This is a genomic window from Actinoplanes sp. NPDC048796, from assembly GCF_040650035.1.
Classification (GTDB): Bacteria; Actinomycetota; Actinomycetes; order Mycobacteriales; family Micromonosporaceae; genus Actinoplanes.
Window position 1 is genome coordinate 226,063 of sequence record NZ_JBEZGO010000009.1, and the last position, 15,126, is coordinate 241,188.

The 15,126-nt window shown below is 71.1% G+C and carries 13 protein-coding genes and 1 pseudogene; 5 read left to right on the plus strand and 9 right to left on the minus strand.

The features are described 5' to 3' along the window. Nucleotides 1–70: 70 nt before the first annotated feature. The gene (locus AB0C26_RS32325; RefSeq protein ID WP_360255214.1) at nt 71–1,267 is read left to right on the plus strand and encodes a pectate lyase; all 1,197 of its coding nucleotides are present in this window, start codon (nt 71–73) and stop codon (nt 1,265–1,267) included. Between the two features lie 37 nt (nt 1,268–1,304). Here the strand turns inward: AB0C26_RS32325 and AB0C26_RS32330 are convergent, their stop codons facing one another. The 4 genes and pseudogenes from AB0C26_RS32330 to AB0C26_RS32345 all read right to left on the minus strand — a co-directional run bounded on the left by AB0C26_RS32330 (nt 1,305) and on the right by AB0C26_RS32345 (nt 5,205). Next, the gene (locus AB0C26_RS32330; protein ID WP_360255216.1) at nt 1,305–2,906 is read right to left on the minus strand and encodes a DHA2 family efflux MFS transporter permease subunit; all 1,602 of its coding nucleotides are present in this window, start codon (nt 2,904–2,906) and stop codon (nt 1,305–1,307) included. 130 nt (nt 2,907–3,036) lie between these two features. Next, complete coding sequence (locus AB0C26_RS32335) at nt 3,037–3,345, minus strand: hypothetical protein (RefSeq protein WP_360255532.1); 309 nt, start codon at nt 3,343–3,345, stop codon at nt 3,037–3,039. A 74-nt stretch (nt 3,346–3,419) separates the two neighbouring features. Next, nucleotides 3,420–3,688 (minus strand): annotated as a pseudogene (locus AB0C26_RS32340) (transposase); the annotation flags it as partial. Between the two features lie 230 nt (nt 3,689–3,918). Next, nucleotides 3,919–5,205 carry a serine hydrolase domain-containing protein gene (locus tag AB0C26_RS32345; protein ID WP_360255218.1) on the minus strand — a complete coding sequence of 429 codons (1,287 nt, stop codon included), beginning with the start codon at nt 5,203–5,205 and terminating at the stop codon, nt 3,919–3,921. Nucleotides 5,206–5,319: 114 nt separating this feature from the next. Here AB0C26_RS32345 and AB0C26_RS32350 point away from each other — a divergent pair, with 114 nt between their 5' ends. Then, nucleotides 5,320–6,180 carry a tetratricopeptide repeat protein gene (locus AB0C26_RS32350; protein WP_360255221.1) on the plus strand — a complete coding sequence of 287 codons (861 nt, stop codon included), beginning with the start codon at nt 5,320–5,322 and terminating at the stop codon, nt 6,178–6,180. Between the two features lie 100 nt (nt 6,181–6,280). Here the strand turns inward: AB0C26_RS32350 and AB0C26_RS32355 are convergent, their stop codons facing one another. The 3 genes from AB0C26_RS32355 to AB0C26_RS32365 all read right to left on the minus strand — a co-directional run bounded on the left by AB0C26_RS32355 (nt 6,281) and on the right by AB0C26_RS32365 (nt 8,728). Then, nucleotides 6,281–7,084, minus strand: a complete 804-nt coding sequence (locus AB0C26_RS32355; protein ID WP_360255223.1) for an SAM-dependent methyltransferase — start codon at nt 7,082–7,084, stop codon at nt 6,281–6,283. Nucleotides 7,085–7,109: 25 nt separating this feature from the next. Continuing rightward, complete coding sequence (locus tag AB0C26_RS32360; RefSeq protein ID WP_360255225.1) at nt 7,110–8,444, minus strand: aromatic acid exporter family protein; 1,335 nt, start codon at nt 8,442–8,444, stop codon at nt 7,110–7,112. Nucleotides 8,445–8,557: 113 nt separating this feature from the next. Then, a complete protein-coding gene (locus tag AB0C26_RS32365) occupies nt 8,558–8,728 on the minus strand; it encodes a hypothetical protein (protein WP_360255227.1) in 171 nt (56 codons plus the stop codon). 368 nt (nt 8,729–9,096) lie between these two features. On the opposite strand from AB0C26_RS32365, the gene AB0C26_RS32370 reads away from it, so the two are divergent. After that, nucleotides 9,097–9,504 (plus strand): YhjD/YihY/BrkB family envelope integrity protein, encoded by a 408-nt coding sequence (locus tag AB0C26_RS32370; RefSeq protein WP_360255229.1) that lies wholly within the window; start codon nt 9,097–9,099, stop codon nt 9,502–9,504. 17 nt (nt 9,505–9,521) lie between these two features. On the opposite strand, the gene bla is transcribed toward AB0C26_RS32370, so the two are convergent. Beyond that, entirely contained in the window at nt 9,522–10,433 is a 912-nt protein-coding gene (bla, locus tag AB0C26_RS32375) for a class A beta-lactamase (RefSeq protein ID WP_360255231.1), read from the minus strand. A 132-nt stretch (nt 10,434–10,565) separates the two neighbouring features. Here bla and AB0C26_RS32380 point away from each other — a divergent pair, with 132 nt between their 5' ends. Together AB0C26_RS32380 and AB0C26_RS32385 are read left to right on the plus strand one after the other, a co-directional pair. Beyond that, nucleotides 10,566–10,883, plus strand: a complete 318-nt coding sequence (locus tag AB0C26_RS32380) for a hypothetical protein (RefSeq protein ID WP_360255233.1) — start codon at nt 10,566–10,568, stop codon at nt 10,881–10,883. Continuing rightward, nucleotides 10,876–11,463, plus strand: a complete 588-nt coding sequence (locus AB0C26_RS32385) for a phosphoesterase PA-phosphatase (RefSeq protein ID WP_360255236.1) — start codon at nt 10,876–10,878, stop codon at nt 11,461–11,463. Before AB0C26_RS32380 ends, AB0C26_RS32385 begins: the two co-directional genes overlap by 8 nt. Nucleotides 11,464–11,561: 98 nt before the next feature. Here the strand turns inward: AB0C26_RS32385 and AB0C26_RS32390 are convergent, their stop codons facing one another. Then, nucleotides 11,562–15,101 carry a pentapeptide repeat-containing protein gene (locus AB0C26_RS32390; protein WP_360255238.1) on the minus strand — a complete coding sequence of 1,180 codons (3,540 nt, stop codon included), beginning with the start codon at nt 15,099–15,101 and terminating at the stop codon, nt 11,562–11,564. Nucleotides 15,102–15,126: the final 25 nt, after the last annotated feature.

Below are 15,126 nucleotides of genomic sequence, written 5' to 3' on the forward strand. Positions count from 1 at the left end.
GTCCCGAGGTAAGCGCTTTCCTTCGTGGGCGGTAGCGCGACGCACCCGAACCGACGAAAGCGAGACGAGGATGAAACGATCGATCGCCCTCAGCGTGGGGGCCACCGCCGTCGCGGCCGCCACCATCATGCTGACCCTGCCGGCCGGCCCGGCCCTGGCCGCCGACAACCTGAGCCTCGGGGCCGGCGCCGACGGGTCCAGCAAGGCCAGTGGCACCAGCTACGGCAACGTCAAGGACGGGAACACCGGCACCTACTGGTCGCCCAACGGCTCGACCGGATACGTCTCGGTCAAGTGGGGCAGCGCCACCACGGTGTCCTCGGCCGTCGTCCGGCAGGCCTCCGGCGGCGGCTCGATCGGCGCCTGGCGGGTGCTCAACGCCGACAGCGGCGCCGTCCTGGCCAGCGGCAGCGGCAGCCCGAGCACCATCTCGTTCGCCTCGACGTCGCTGAAGAAGCTGACCCTCGACATCACCAGCGCGTCCGGCGCGCCGCGGATCGCCGAGTTCGAGACGTACGGCGGTGGCGGCGGCACGACGCCGACGACGCCACCCACCACACCACCGACCACCCCGCCCACGAACCCCGGCACGCCGACCGGCTCCTGGCCGTCCTCGGCCGGCTCGGCCAGCGTCTCGGGCACGATCAACGTCTCGGGCACCTTCGACGGGGGCATGAAGACGTACTGCTGCATCGGTGACGGCTCGCAGAACGAATCCCAGGACCCGATGTTCAAGATCGCGAACGGCGGCACCCTGCAGAACGTCATCATCGGCTCCCCGGCCGGCGACGGCGTGCACTGCGAGGGCACCTGCACGATCCGCAACGTGTGGTGGAACGACATCGGCGAGGACGCTGCCACCTTCAAGGGCACCGGCGGCGGCACCAGCTACGTCATCGGCGGCGGCGCCCGGTCCGGCAGCGACAAGACGTTCCAGCACAACGGCAACGGCACGGTCAGCATCTCCGGCTTCTACCTGAGCGGCTCCGGCAAGCTCTACCGCGCCTGCGGCAACTGCTCCAGCTCGTACCAGCGCCATGTCAAAATCGACAACGTGCTGCTGAACGACATCGACATGGTCGCCGGCATCAACAGCAACTGGGGCGACACGGCCACCATCACCCGCGTCACCCTGCGCAACAGCTCCAGCGCCACGGTCTGCGGCAAGTACCAGGGCGTGGCCAAGGGCAGCGAGCCCAAGTACCTCGGCGAGGGCTGGAACGACGCCAACTGCAAGGTCAACCGCAGCGACATCACGTACGGGTAGCGATGCCCCCAGCCGGGACCGCTCCGGCCGCGACGGGTCAAGACCCGCGTTCGGAGCGGTCTCGGCGAGAGCGACGGGTCAGCCGCACCGAGGCGATGAGGCCGATCAGCAGGAACCCGGCCGCCGTGAACGCCGTCCATCGGGTGGCCGTCGACAACGCCCGCTCGGCGTCGGCGGCCAGGGGTGCCGTCGGCGGGGCGGCGGCCAGACCGGGTATCGCCGCGCCCCCGCTGTCCTTGACCGCCGACACGATCGCCGAGCGCTGCCGCTCCGGCAGGCCGCGGTCCTGAAGCGCGGTGCTCAGCTGCCCGGCGAGGACGCTGAACAGGACGGTGCCCAGCACCGCGATACCCAGGGCCGAGCCGAGCTGCCGGGTCGTGCTCTGAGTGCCGGAGGCCTGGCCGCTCATCTCCACCGGCACGTCGGCCAGCACCACCCCGGTGATCTGGGCGGTGGCCAGGCCGACGCCGACGCCGTAGACGAACAGCATCGGCGCGACCTGCCACCAGGCGGCGCCGGGCGCGGCGACCAGCCCGACGCCGACGACCCCGGCGAGCTCCAGCAGAATCCCGAGCCGTACGGAGAAGACGGCGCCCCGGGCGGCCGTGAGCGGGACGGCCAAGCCGCTGGCCACAAAACTTCCGGCCGCCAGCGGCAGCAGGACCAGCCCGGTCTCGAACGCGCTGTAGCCCCGCACGTTCTGCAGCCACAGCGGCAGCGCGAAGAGCAGGCCGAACTCGCCCAGGCTGACCACACCGGCCACCACGTTGCCGTTGCGGAACGAGGAGATGGCGAACAGCCTCAAGTCGAGCAGGACGGGCCGGCCGGCCGCGTTGCGGCGCCGCTCCACCAGCACGAAAGCCAGCAGGCCGGCCACGGCCAGCGCGAAGGCGAACGGCACCGGCGACAATCGCGCCGTCCAGCTCAGGCCGGCCACGTCCACCGGACCGGTGCGCTCGAACCAGCCGTACTCGCGGCCCTCGATGAGCGCGAAGACGAGCGCGGCCAGGCTCACCACGGACAGGACGGTGCCGGCCCAGTCGTTGCCGCCACGGCGGCGAGGCTCGCGCGACTCGGGCAGCAGCAGCGGCGCGCCGATCAGCAACAGCAGCCCGAGCGGGACGTTGATCCCGAACGCCCACCGCCAACTGAACTCGGTGGTGAGCCAGCCACCGAGCAGTGGCCCGAGCGCTGCCGTGCCGCCGATGGTGGAGCCCCACACGGCGAACGCGATACCGCGCTCCCGCCCGGTGAAGTTGGCGTTGAGCAGCGACAGGGACGTGGGCAGGATCATCGCTCCGCCGATGCCCTGCACCAGCCGGCAGGCGATCAGCACGGGTGGCGTTGGGGCCAGGGCGCATCCGACACTGCCGAGGACGAAGACGCCGATGCCGGCCATGAACAGCCGGCGCCGGCCGGCCCGGTCGGCCGTACGGCCGGCGACCAGCAGGAGCGAGGCCAGGACCAGGGTGTACGACTCCTGGATCCACTGCGCGTCGCTCGAGGTGGCGCCGATATCGTCGATGATCGACGGCACCGCGACGTTCACGATCGTCGCGTCCACGATGATCATCGCGACACCGAGGCTGACCACGATCAGGCCCAGCCACCGCCGACGGCCAGATATCTCCGTAGTCATGAATCTTGTTATACAAGTATCTCGACCATCTAGCTACCTGAAGATCTTATGAACCCGTGCGGAGGGATGTCCCTATGGGTTCTGTCAAGCGGCGAGGGCGAGCTTTTCCGCCGGTTTGTGTCTCTTGCCCTCAGCGCGTTTGCGGTCGTAGGGCCCGGCTGAGCGGGTCGGACAGGGCCGCGAACGCAGACCGGAACAACGCGCGTTTGAGCTGCTTGTTGCCGCCCTTGGGCGGGTGCTCCCCGCAGATGCTGGTGTTCGAACGGCGGGCATCGAGCATCCCCTCGATCCGCCCGGCGAGCTCTTCACCCTGTTTCAGCAGCTCCCGCGGGCTATTGGCCAGCTTCGGCAGGATGGTCTCTGTCGCGGTCGTGCCGGGAACGACCACCGTCTGGGCGTCCAAGGCGGTAAAGATCTGCTCGACAAGGCGGGCACCCATGCACGGTGCCCGCGGCTTGACGATCTCGGTAAGACCAGCATCTCCAACTCGGCCAGAGTGTCATCACCGGCATCGACCCGACGCAGCGTGTGCGGCAACGTGCGAGCGGCGTCCGCGATCACATAGGCGTCACGGGCGTCGGTTTTCGCCGTGCCCGGGTGCGGATCGGCGAGCCGGCGCATGACCAGACCGGGCAGGTAAGCGATCTGATGCCCAGCGGCGAATCGCGCAGCCGTTTACCTGTTGGGTCCAGCGCGACCGCATGGTGATCGCTCTTGCCGACGTCCAAGCCGAGGAATACGCCGTACTCGTCGCTCACGTCTTCGTCTCCCACGATGTCCATCATGGGCTCGGCCGCCGTATCTGAGCGTCGGACTGCCGGCAGCCACGTTACGAAGAGACCGACCCAGAATGCGGGTGGCCGGGTCCCTATCAGCGGTCTCGCCGACGCCACCCGGCCCGGCGACAACACCCCCCGGATCATGCGTGCGACAGAAGCAGTAAGTCATACCGGACCGAGCGACCGAGCAGCCCCGGCTGGGGACGATCAAAAAGGTAACGGGCGCTGAGGGTCTACAAGTACCGGGCCAGCGTGGAAGCGACCTCGGCCCGCATCGGGTCGGGGTTGGCCCAGCTCCAGTTCGGGTGGGCCCGGTTGGTCATCAGCGACACCACCAGCTTGCGCCGCGGGTCGACCAGCAGCGAGGTGCCGGTGAATCCGGTGTGGCCGAACGTCGTGGGCGACGACAGGTTGCCCATGAACCAGGGCTGGCGCAGGGTCACGCCGAGACCGTGGTCGGACGGGCGGCCGGGCCGCTCCGGGTCGACGGCGGGCAGGCCGGCGTTCTGGTTGGTGAGCATCTGCTTGACGATGGCCGCCGACAACAGGCGCTTGCCACCGTAGACGCCCCCGGCCAGCAGCATCTGACCGGTCAGGGCGACGTCGCGGGCCGTGCCGAACAGCCCGGCGCTGCCGATCACCCCGCCCATCTGGGCCGCGATGTCGTCGTGCACGACCCCGCGCAGCAGACCGCGGGACGTCCGGGCGTCGGTCGCCACCAGCCGCGCCGCCTGGTCGGCCGCGGAGAGCCACTTGCGCGGGTTGAAGCCCATGTACCGCAGGCCCATCGGGGTGGTGATGCCGTTGCGGACGGCCACATCGAGGCTGGTGCCGGTGACCTTCTCGACGATCTGGCCGGCGACCATCAGGCCGGCGCTCGAGTAGCGGAACGTCTTACCGGGCACGGCCCCGCTGACCAGCGGCGTGGCCAGGACCCGGGCCCGCTGGGCGGCGGCCGACAGGCCCTTCACCCCGGTGACGCCGACCGGCAGCCCGCTCGTGTGCGCGAGCAACATCCGTACGGTCACCTTGGCCTTGTTCGTGCCGGTGAACCCGGGCAGATAGCGGGCGACCGGGGCGTTCAGATCGACCTTGCCCTTGTCGACCTGCTGAAGCAGGGCGATCGCCACGTACACCTTGGTCAGCGAGGCGAGATCGAAGATCGAGTCGGTTCGCATGGCCACCCGCTTGGCCGCGGCCAGCTCGACCGGCCCGGCGCCGTAGCGCAGCGCGTGCCCGACGGCGAGGTTCACGGTCGTCGAGTTGTTCACCATCACGACCAGCGCGGCCCCGGCATAGGTCGGGTGCTTCGGGTTGGCCGGGGTCGCTTTCAGATACTTGGTGAGTACGGCCTTGAGCGGCGCCACATACGCCGGGGCGGCCGCGGCGGCGACTCCACCACCCGTACCGCCGCTGTCCTGTCCTTTGACCCAGTCGTTCTTGTCCCGGCCACAGCCGGCGACGGCGGCGGTCAGCGCGGCGGCTCCGGCACCCAGGACATGGCGGCGACTCAGCGACATGGCCGAGATCATGCCATCCGCGCGCTTCGTTTGCTGTACCCCGCCGCCCACCATGTCGCCGAAGCCGGCATTTCCGTTCGCGCACGGCCCGGCCCGTGAGGCACGATCACGATCGTGGAGACGACCTCAGCTCAGTTGCTGCGCCGGGCGCACGCAACCTCCGACGTCGACGAGCTGATCGACATCGGGTGCGATCTCGCGGACAGCGGCGAGGCTGACGGCGCGGAGTGCTGCTTTCGGCGGGCCTCGGAGCTGGGTGACGCCGCCGGCGCCTTCAACCTCGGCAACACCCTGGCCGGCCAGAGGCGCTTCCCGGAAGCGGTGGACGCCTACGAGGTCGCCCTCGAGCGTGGCGAGACCGGCGCGTGGCTGAACCTCGGTCTGGTGTTGCACGAACTGGGCGACCTGGCCGGCGAGATGCGCGCCTACGAGCGGGCCGAACGGGCCGGCGACAGCGGCGGCGCCCTGGGGCTGGCCTTCTGTCTGCGGGAGCAGGGCGAGCGCCACGCGGCCATGGGGGCGATGGAACGCGCCGCTGCCGCGGGCAACGAACTGGCCGCGGCGGTGCTGGCCTGCTGGCGCTGGGACGAAAGCCTCGACCCTTCGCTCGAGCCGGCCCTGCGCGCCGGAGCGGAGCTCTACCCCTCCACCCGCGCGGACCTCGGCGACCTGCTGGTGACCACGGGCCGGATCGAAGAGGGCCGGCTGGTGCTGCTGCGCGGCATGGAGCTGGGCGAGACGGACAGCATGGTTCCGCTGGGGAACCTCTACGCCGATGTCCTCGGCGACGCCGGCGCCGCGGAAGCCGCCTACCGGGCCGGCGCCGAGCTCGGCGACACCCACGCCCATCACAACCTGGCGAACCTGCTCCAGAGCCACGGCGATCTGGCCGGAGCCGAGCGACATTTCCGCCTGGCCGCGGAGGGCGGAGACACCCTGGCCGCGGCGGCGCTGCACGACCTGCTCGGGAACTGAGCACGCGGTTCAGCATGGTCGAGCCCGCGACTGCGCCCAGCTGGTCATCGCCGCCTACGACGCGGGCCTGGTACGCCCGGCCCGGCCCCACTGAGCGGGTCTACTTACGCGCGACCGCGCCGTAGACGGACACCTGGTCGTCGGACGGCGCGGGCTCCGTGGGCTCGCCGAGGTCGGGCCGCCACGCCGGGACGACCCGCAGGCCCGGGTCGACCATCTCCAGGCCGGTGAAGAACCGTTCGATCTCCGGCTTGGAGCGGACCCGCATGGTGACGCCCTGCCGGCGGTAGATCTCGGCGACCTGGGCCCACGCCTCCGGGCGGAAGTCGCCGGTCAGGTGGGACAGCGCCAGGTAGCTGCCGGGCGGCAGCGCGGCCAGCAGCCGTTCCACGATCTTTCCCGGCTCGTCCTCGTCGCCGATGAAGTGCAGGATGGCGATGAGCAGCAGGCCGACCGGGCGGTCGAGGTCGAGGGCGCCGGTGCGGGTCGCCGCGCGGAGGATGGCGTCGACGTCGCGCAGGTCGGCGTCGACGTACTCGGTCCGCCCGCGGGGATCGCCGGTCAGCAGGGCCCGGGCGTGGGCCAGCACGATCGGGTCGTTGTCGACGTAGACGATCCGGGACCGGGGCTCGACCGCCTGGGCGACATGGTGCACGTTCGGAGCGCTGGGAATGCCCGTACCGATGTCGAGGAACTGGTCTATGCCCCGCTCGGCCAGGAACCGCACCGCCCGGCGCAGGAACAGCCGGTTCTCGCGTGGCGGGATCCGGCTGTCCGGGTTGGCCTTCAGGCCCCGGTGTGCCGCCTCGCGATCGGCCGCGAAGTTGTCCTTGCCGCCGAGCAGGTAGTCGTAGACCCGCGCCGGGTGAGGACGGTCGGTGTGCAGGTCGTCGTGCTCGGCCATTGACCGATCATCGCACGTCGATCTGTCAGCCGTCCGCCCCGCCGCCGCTCTTCGGGGTCACCGCCTTCTCCCAGAAGCTGCGGACGACGGGTACGACCTCGGACACCGCCGGGATGCCCGGGCCCTTCTCCCGTTCGCCGACGGCGAGGGCCGGGGCCGAACGCTCCAGCGATCCGGCCATCCGGTCGATGTCGGTGATGATCGAGCCGGTGAGCACCAGCACCCCGGTGTCCTCGATGCCCGTACGCACCTTGTGCAAGGTCTGCCGGCGGGCCTCGCGCAAGCCGTCGAGCAGGTCTTCCAGGTTGCCGGCGTCCTGCGTGGTGTCGGCGTCCGGGTCGGTCTCCAGCGTGGCGTGCGCGGCGAACGCCTCCGAGGCGGCCGTGAGCAGCGGGCCGATGTCGTCCGGCACGCCGGGGCAGTGTGGTGTCGCGGCCGCGTCGAACAGCGTCCGGGCCACCGAGTTCACCTGGTGCACCCCGTGCTCGAGGACCCGGAACGTGTGGTGCACCGGCGCCACCTCGGTCAACGGTGTGGTCAGCGACCAGCGGGCCTGCCGGTCCAGGTCCTCGACGGCGTCGACCGCCTCACCCAGCGTCTCGCCGAGCTCGCGGGACCGCGCCAGCCACTGCGCGGCCTGGTCCCGGCCGTACCCGCGGGCGGCGCCGGCCCCGAGGTCGCCGAGCAGGCTCGCGATCTCGGTCGACAGATGGGCCAGCTTGCCGTGCGCCCGTTCCAGCGGGGTCATCCCGCCGACCAGCGGGGACAGGATGATGCCGACCACGATGCCCAGGCCGGTCGCGCCGACCCGTTCCCACACGAAGGTCTCGGTGACGGCGCTGCCGGCGACCAGCACGCCCAGCGAGGTCGCGGGCACGGTGACCGAGCCGTCGCCCAGGCGCAGCACCCGGCCCACGATGAGCCCGCACCCGGCGATCACGGCGATGGACACCGGGCTCGGGCCGAACACCCCCCACACCCCCACCGCGACGCCGATCCCGGCCAGGGTGCCGACCAGGCGTTTCGTCCCGTCCCGGAGCGAGGCGTGCGAGCTGAGGTGCACCGACAGGATCGCCGAGATGGAGGCGGTGACCGCGCCGACGATCTGCAGGGTGGTGGCCGCCGACCAGGCGACACCCGCGGCGATCGCGGCCACCAGGATGGAACGGGCCGTGGCCGGGTCGACCCGCTCGTACCACCGGCGCGCCACCCGGCACAGGCCCGGCGGCAGATGCGGTTCCACCCACGCCAGCAGGTCCCGGCCGGCGGCCTCGACCACCGGTTTGACCTTGCGGCGCAGGATCAGCACGACCAGCGCGCAGAGCGTGAGGCTCCCGGCGACGATCGTGATCGGGTTCACGCTGCGGCTTCCTCTTGACGAGCGGGTGATCCGGTCGCAAAAAGTATCCGCAGACGCGATGGCAAATGTGCCGAATACGGGAATTGTGACGGAGCCCGCGCCGCCGCCTGACGTCAGATCACGTGCAGTCCCGCCGAGCCCCTGGCGTCGCGTAGCACCGCCTCGGCGTCGATGTCGTCGATCTGCGCCAGCGGCACGGCCTGCTCGACCGCGTCGGCCGCGAGCACTCGCCGCCGCGGCTCGTCCGGCAGCTCACCGCGCCGGCCCGGCACGGGGACCGTCACCGGCCGCGACCGGCCACCCCGGCTCCGGCCGGCAAACCAGCCGGGCGGCGGTACGACTGAGCCCGGCCGGCCGGGGTAGTCGGGCCGGATGGCTCGGCGTCCTCTCGCGTACCTCGTGGCGGCCGGCCGGCGGCTTCGCCGGCGGTTCGGCTGGATCGACCATCTGATCCGGGCCGGCGTCCGGTACGACCAGGCCGACGGCGGCCGGCTGTCCGCCGCGGTGACGTACTACGCGTTCTTCGCGACCTTCGCGCTTCAACTGGTGGCGTTCGCCGTCTTCGGGCCGGTGCTGGACGACCCGGGGGTGCTCCGTTCGATCCAGCACTACGTCGCGAAGGACCTGCCGACGATGGATGTGGAGGCGCTGCGTGACGCGCGGGCCACCGCCCGCCGGCTTGCCGCATCGGTGGCTCACCGCCCTGGGGTTCCTGCTGGGCGTCGCGGTGAACCTGGTCCTGGCCTGCGGTGCCCTGACCGGGTTGCCGCGGGTGCGCATGCCGTGGCGCCGGCTGATCGGGCCGGCGCTGCTGGTGGCGGTGGCCATGGAGTTGCTCAAGACGATCGGCGGTGTGTACGTACGGCTGACCGAGGCCAACCCCGTCTATCAGCTGGTCGCCGGAGCGGTCGGTCTGCTGGTCTTCCTCAACGCCATCAACCAGATGTTCCTGTTCGCCGCCGCGCTCACGGCGACCAGCACCACCGGCCGCCCCGCCGACCTCGCCGAACACGGCGGCCGCCCCGTGCCCGGCCCGGACGCGACACCGGTTGAGCGGTGAGGGCGGCGTCCGCAGAGTCACCCGGTGGCCGGCAGCTGGGCTACTACCGCCCGGGCCGCCTCGGCGATCAGGGTGTCGTCCGAGGACGCGCCGGGCGTACGGCGGTCCGACTGAATGGCGATGACCAGCGGGCCGCCAGTGGGCGGCCAGACGACGGCGATGTCGTTGCGGGTGCCGTGGCCGCCGCTGCCGGTCTTGTCACCCACCTTCCAGCCGGCCGGCACGCCGGCCCGGATGAGGGTGTCGCCGGTCGTGTTGCCCACCAGCAGGTCGATCAGCTTCTGCCGGCGGGGCGCGGGCAGGTCGTCACCGAGCACGAACCGCCGCAGATCGGCGCCGAGCGCCCGGGGCGTGCTCGTGTCCCGCCGGTCGCCCGGAACGGCCTCGTTCAGCGCGGGTTCGGTCCGGGTGACGTACGTCGTGCCGTCGATGATCCTCCGCAGTTCGCGCTGCAACCCCGGCGGGCCGCCGACCAGCCGGAACAGCAGATTGGCGGCCGTGTTGTCGCTGTGCTGGACCGCGGCGGCGATCAGGGCCTCGACCGGCAGGCCCGTGGCCACGTGCCGGGAGGTGACGGGCGCCCATTCCAGAAGGTCCGCTTCGGTGTACGTGACGGTACGCCGCAGCTCGGCGCCGGACAGATCCCGCAGCAGCACGCCGGCCAGCAGGGCCTTGAAGGTCGACGCGTACGCGAAACGCTCGTCGGCGCGGTGGGCGACCGTGCGCCCGGTGCCCGTGTCGACGGCGTACACCCCGAGCCGCGCCCCGAACCGGCGCTCGAGCTCACCGAACGCGCGGGTGTCCACGACCGGCGGCGCGACAGCGGCGGGTGAGGCCGAGCTGGACGGTGTCGCCGGCGGCTCCTTAGGGCCGTCGCAACCGCTCAGCAGCGCGCCGAGGAGCAGGAGAGGAAGAAGCGCACGGGTCATACCCGAAGAGCATGGTCGGCTCAGTCAACGCCCGTCTCAGATAGTCTCAGGCCGATGAGTGCGATGTTCCCAGGGCGCTTAGGCCCGCCGTACGCCGTTGTCGCGGCCTGCGTGCTCATCGGGATCGGATGCTTGTCGTTCTTCGTGGTCATGGTCCACGACGGCGGCAACGACAAGGTCAGCGGCGCCGAGTGGGTGATCGGCTCGCTGATCGTCTGCACGGCGGTCGGGGCCTCGTTCGCCTACAAGCTCCTGCGGCGGGCCCGCGGAATCGCCCGCTTCGTCATGGTGATCGCCGGCGTCCAGGTGCTCGCCGCGCCGGCCGAGTGGTTCTACCAGCATTCGGTCTCGGCCGGCAGTGTCCTCCGGGCCCTGATCGGTGGCGGCATCGCCGTCCTGCTGGCGCTCCCCTCCGCACGCGCCTGGTTCGACCCGGCCCTCGATGACTAGCTCCCGGCCGGCGCGGTTGATCACCGAGGTGTTCACGCCGGGCATCCTGGTCGCCGCGCTGCTCCTGCTGGTGGCGTGGCACTCGTCGGACACCGCGCTGCAGGCGGTGGTCTACGGCCTGGTCGCGACCGCGGCGGCGAGCGTGCTGCCGGTGCTGTACATCCTCCACGGCGTCCGAAAGGGAAGGCTCAGCGACAAACACGTCGTGGTGCACTCCCAACGACGGGTGCCCCTGCTGATCATCCTGCTCTCGACGGCGCTCGGAACCGCCGCGCTCGCCCTGGCCGGGGCGCCGAGGGAGCTGCTGGCCCTGATCGCCTCGATGGTGGCCGCCCTGCTGATCGCCGTGCCGGTCACCGTCTTCGCGCGGTGGGGCATCTCGCTGCACGCCCTGGTCGCGGCCGGCACCGTGGCCGCCCTGACCGTCGTCTACGGCCCCGCGGTGTCACCGGGCTGGCTCCTCGTCGCCGCGGTCGGCTGGGCCCGGGTCCGGCTGAAAGAACACACACCGGCCCAGGTCCTCGCCGGCGCCGCGGTCGGCGCCACCGCCACCGGCATCATGTTCCCGCTGCTGCTGTGAGGCCGCGACGGGGTGTGGCATGGGTCGGCCGACTGGGCGGGCCGAGGGCGGTGGCCGGCGGGTGGGGCCGGGTCGGCGCGGTGATCCGCTCGAGGCATTCAATCGACCAGGACCGCGCCGGCGAGGGCGAACGCGTCCAGCAGCTCCGCCTTCAAGCCGCATGATCGGGAGATCCGGGCGCCCCGTAGCCCTTCGTGAAGCGAGGTGCGTGCCACCAGGGCCCCGGTGTCGATCCGGCGGCGGCCTACTTCACCGGTGGCCGCCGCGTACAGGAACGTCTCCCCATCGGGATGGGCGTCGGTACCTGCGTGCAATCCTGAAATCCGCGCCGACCACGCCGCGTTGCTGCCGGCCAAAGGCCACGCGGTCAGCTTCCCGCCGTCCGCACGGAGCAGCATCCGCTGATCGGGGTAATAGCGCAGTTCGCCGGCGAAGTCCGGCCACGGCGCGCCGTGGAGGTCTTCGGGACCGGCCAGCATCTGTCCGTCCGGCCCGATCATCGTCGGGCCGTCTTCCAGCGATACGTACAGGAGATAACCACCATCGATGAATGACATCGCGCCCGGGCCGAGGACCGTGTCGGCCATCGACAACCATCGACCGGTTGCCTCGTCGAGGCGACTGACGTGGAGCCTGCCTTCGGAGTAGCGGGTGCAACTCAGACCGCCGCCTGGTATCTCGTGGATGGCCGACCGCCGCCCAGTCCGGCGGCGCGGGCTAGGGTCCTCACAAGTGCCGATTTTTTCCAGCGTCGCGCGGGCCAACACGTCGAGCCGGCCTTCCTCGCGACTCTCGGTCAGCACCGCTGATTCGCCCTGCCAGGTGAGTGGCACCGCCCATCGGAGGTTGCGAACCTTGGAGCGCTGGCCGGTCACCATGTCGATGACAGCCGGCCCGGCCGTGTAGCTGTAGACGCGCCGGTCGTCGAGAACCAACAGGGACATCGACTTCGTCAATGCCAGGCCCGACGAGGTGGCCAGCGTACGGAACTCGCTTGTCAGATCGCCGTCGGTCCAGACACCGCACTCGTGGGCCATCTCGGCCACGATCGCGCCGGAGGGTGTGACGGCAACGGCGTGGATCCGCCGGTCCGACCGCAACGCCGATGCCCCGGTCAGTTGTGCGCCGGTCAGATCCGTGCCGGTGAGGTCGACCGTGATGACATCCGAGTCGCTCAGGTCGGCCCGGCGCAGATCCGCGTGGCGCATGGTCGTGCGTCTCTCGCCGGCCCGCAGGCCGTACGGCTGGGCGATCTTCAAGCCGGGCAAGGCCAGATCGGACAGGTCGACACCGTCGTACTGGCTCAGAAGCTTGACGCAGTTGGCGGCGACCAGGCCGGCCGGCTCGTCGCGCGTGGTGTGGGCGATCGCCAGTAGCTGTTCATCGGTGACGCCGGCCAGCATCGGGCGCAGGAACGTCAGCAAGGTGTGATCGAGGGCCAGGGCGCCGAACGTCTCGGCCAGCGTGGACGTCGGCTCCGGGCGGAGCCGCCCCAGCGGCTTCAGGCGGCCGTCGACCCGGTCGCTGCGCATGTGTTCCGACCAGGTCGCGTCGGCCGCGCCGGCGATCCCGCCGATGAGGTCGAGGAACGGGCCGCCCAGCAGGCCCAGCTCGGCCGCGAACTTGTAGGCGACGAAGAACTCCAGCAGCGACCGGTGGGCCGGCCGGTAGTCGCCCGCCGCGTTGCGGACCAGCAGCGTCTGGGCCCGCATGTCCTGTTCCCAGTGGTCGATGTCGCGGGCCTTGCTGACCGCCGACCCGAGGAAGGTGCGCAGCTTGTCCGGGAACTCGCGGTAGTTGAGCGTCATCGCGTTCTCCGACAGCATCTGCCAGGAGAGCTCGCACAGGAAAAAGACCTTGTCGACCCGGTCGGTGAAGGTGCGGGCCATGCCGATGTCGTTGTCCATCTTGGCCCGCAGGGCGTGCAGGTACACCTGGGCGATGTCGATCGGCTGGTCCGCGCTGATCGACGGGATCGCCGTCATCACCAGGTCCGACATCACCGGGCGGCGGAGCAGGTCGAGCAGGTACGAGTTGCGGGTAACCCGTTCCACGAGGGCGTCGTCATCGGTACGCCCGCGTAGCATCCGGCCGATCTGTTCGTCGTCCAGCGGCGCGATCTCGATGACGTCGAATCTCGTGCGGCCCTCGGCCGGGGCCAGTTCCTGACCGGCGAACAGCGCCCGCACCCGCTCGGCGTCCGGGAAGTACTCGGTTCGGCTGCTCAGCAGGACCTTCGAGCCGGGCACCGCGATCTTGGCGAGCTGTTCGAAGTTGAACGCCATCGTGTGCCGGTCGACGCGCGCCGCCATCTCGTCGAAACCGTCCAGGATGAGCAGCAGGCGGCCGGTGCGGTTGAGGTACCGGAACAGCTCGGTGGTCATCGGGATGTCGTGGTCGGCGAAGAACTTGGCCGCGACCGCCTCGACGTCGGAGACGTTCGCGTAGTCACGCAGCGGCACGAGCAACGGCAGCCGTGGCCGTTCCGGATGATCGGCCGCGCGGGCCGCCGACCAGGCCCGGCCCATCGTCCAGGCCAGGTGGAGGCTGAACCAGCTCTTGCCGGTGCCGAACTCGCCCAGCACCGACAGGTGGTCGCCGTCCGGGTCGTCCAGCCACTGCCGTACGACCGTCTCGAGCCCACCGTCTCGCCAGCTGTACTCGCTGTCGGCCTGGCGCACCCCGTCGAGGTCGAGCTCCTCCCGGACGCCGGACAGCGTGACGTACGCGGTGTCCAGGCGCAGCCGGGCGGCCTCGGCCTCGAGCCAGTCGAGGTACGGCGTGAAGTCGGCCGACATGCCGACCAGCCCGGCGAGCGTCAGGCAGGTCACGCCGGTGTCGCGGGCCGCGCTCCGGGCAGCCGGGCTGATGCGCTGGGCGGCCACCGTCCACGCACTGTCGGCCCGGCCGTCGGCGACGATCCGCTGCGCCCGCTGCACGTGCTTGGCCCGCATCTCGCCGTCGACCGCGAGGACCGCCACGTGGCCGGGCCCGCCGGTCGCCGCGGGCATGCGGACGATCCAGCCCCGCGTCCCGGCCTCTTCCGGCAGCTCGAAGACGGTTCCGTACCGCTTGGCGGCCAGCCAGGCTCCGACGTCGCGGCTCAGCCGGTCGAGCGGGGTCAGGGCGGCGCGGGCCGGTTCGATCCGCTGGCGCCGGGCCTCCTCGGCCTCGCGCACGGCCCGGACCTGCTCGGCCACCGCGTCCACCTTGTGCACGAGCTCCGTCTCGTGCGGCGTACGACCGGCCGCGACCGTCTTCAGGAACGCCTCGATGAACCTGTCGTCGACCGCGCGCACGTCCTGGTGGGTCAGGTGGCCGAACTCGCCGCTCTCGCGACCGCGGTCGACCGTGTTCACCAGCTCGACCCGCCAGCCCTTCCAGTCGCCGCTCTCGAAGCCGGCGAGGAACGACTCCTGCATGTACCGGTCACTGAGCAGCAGCTCGACCGCCTCCGACCGGCCTTCGGCGAAGGCGACGACGGCCCGCGCGTAGACGGCGCCGGGGTCGGTCTCCGTCCGCGGCAGCGCCCGCACCTTCTTGAGCCCCCGGATGACCCGGCGATCGCGCATGGCCCGTTTCAGGGCCACCCCACCGAGCATGGTGAACAGCGGGCGCAGCAGGTTCAGCAACGGCACGCAGAAACTATGCCCGGCCACAGTT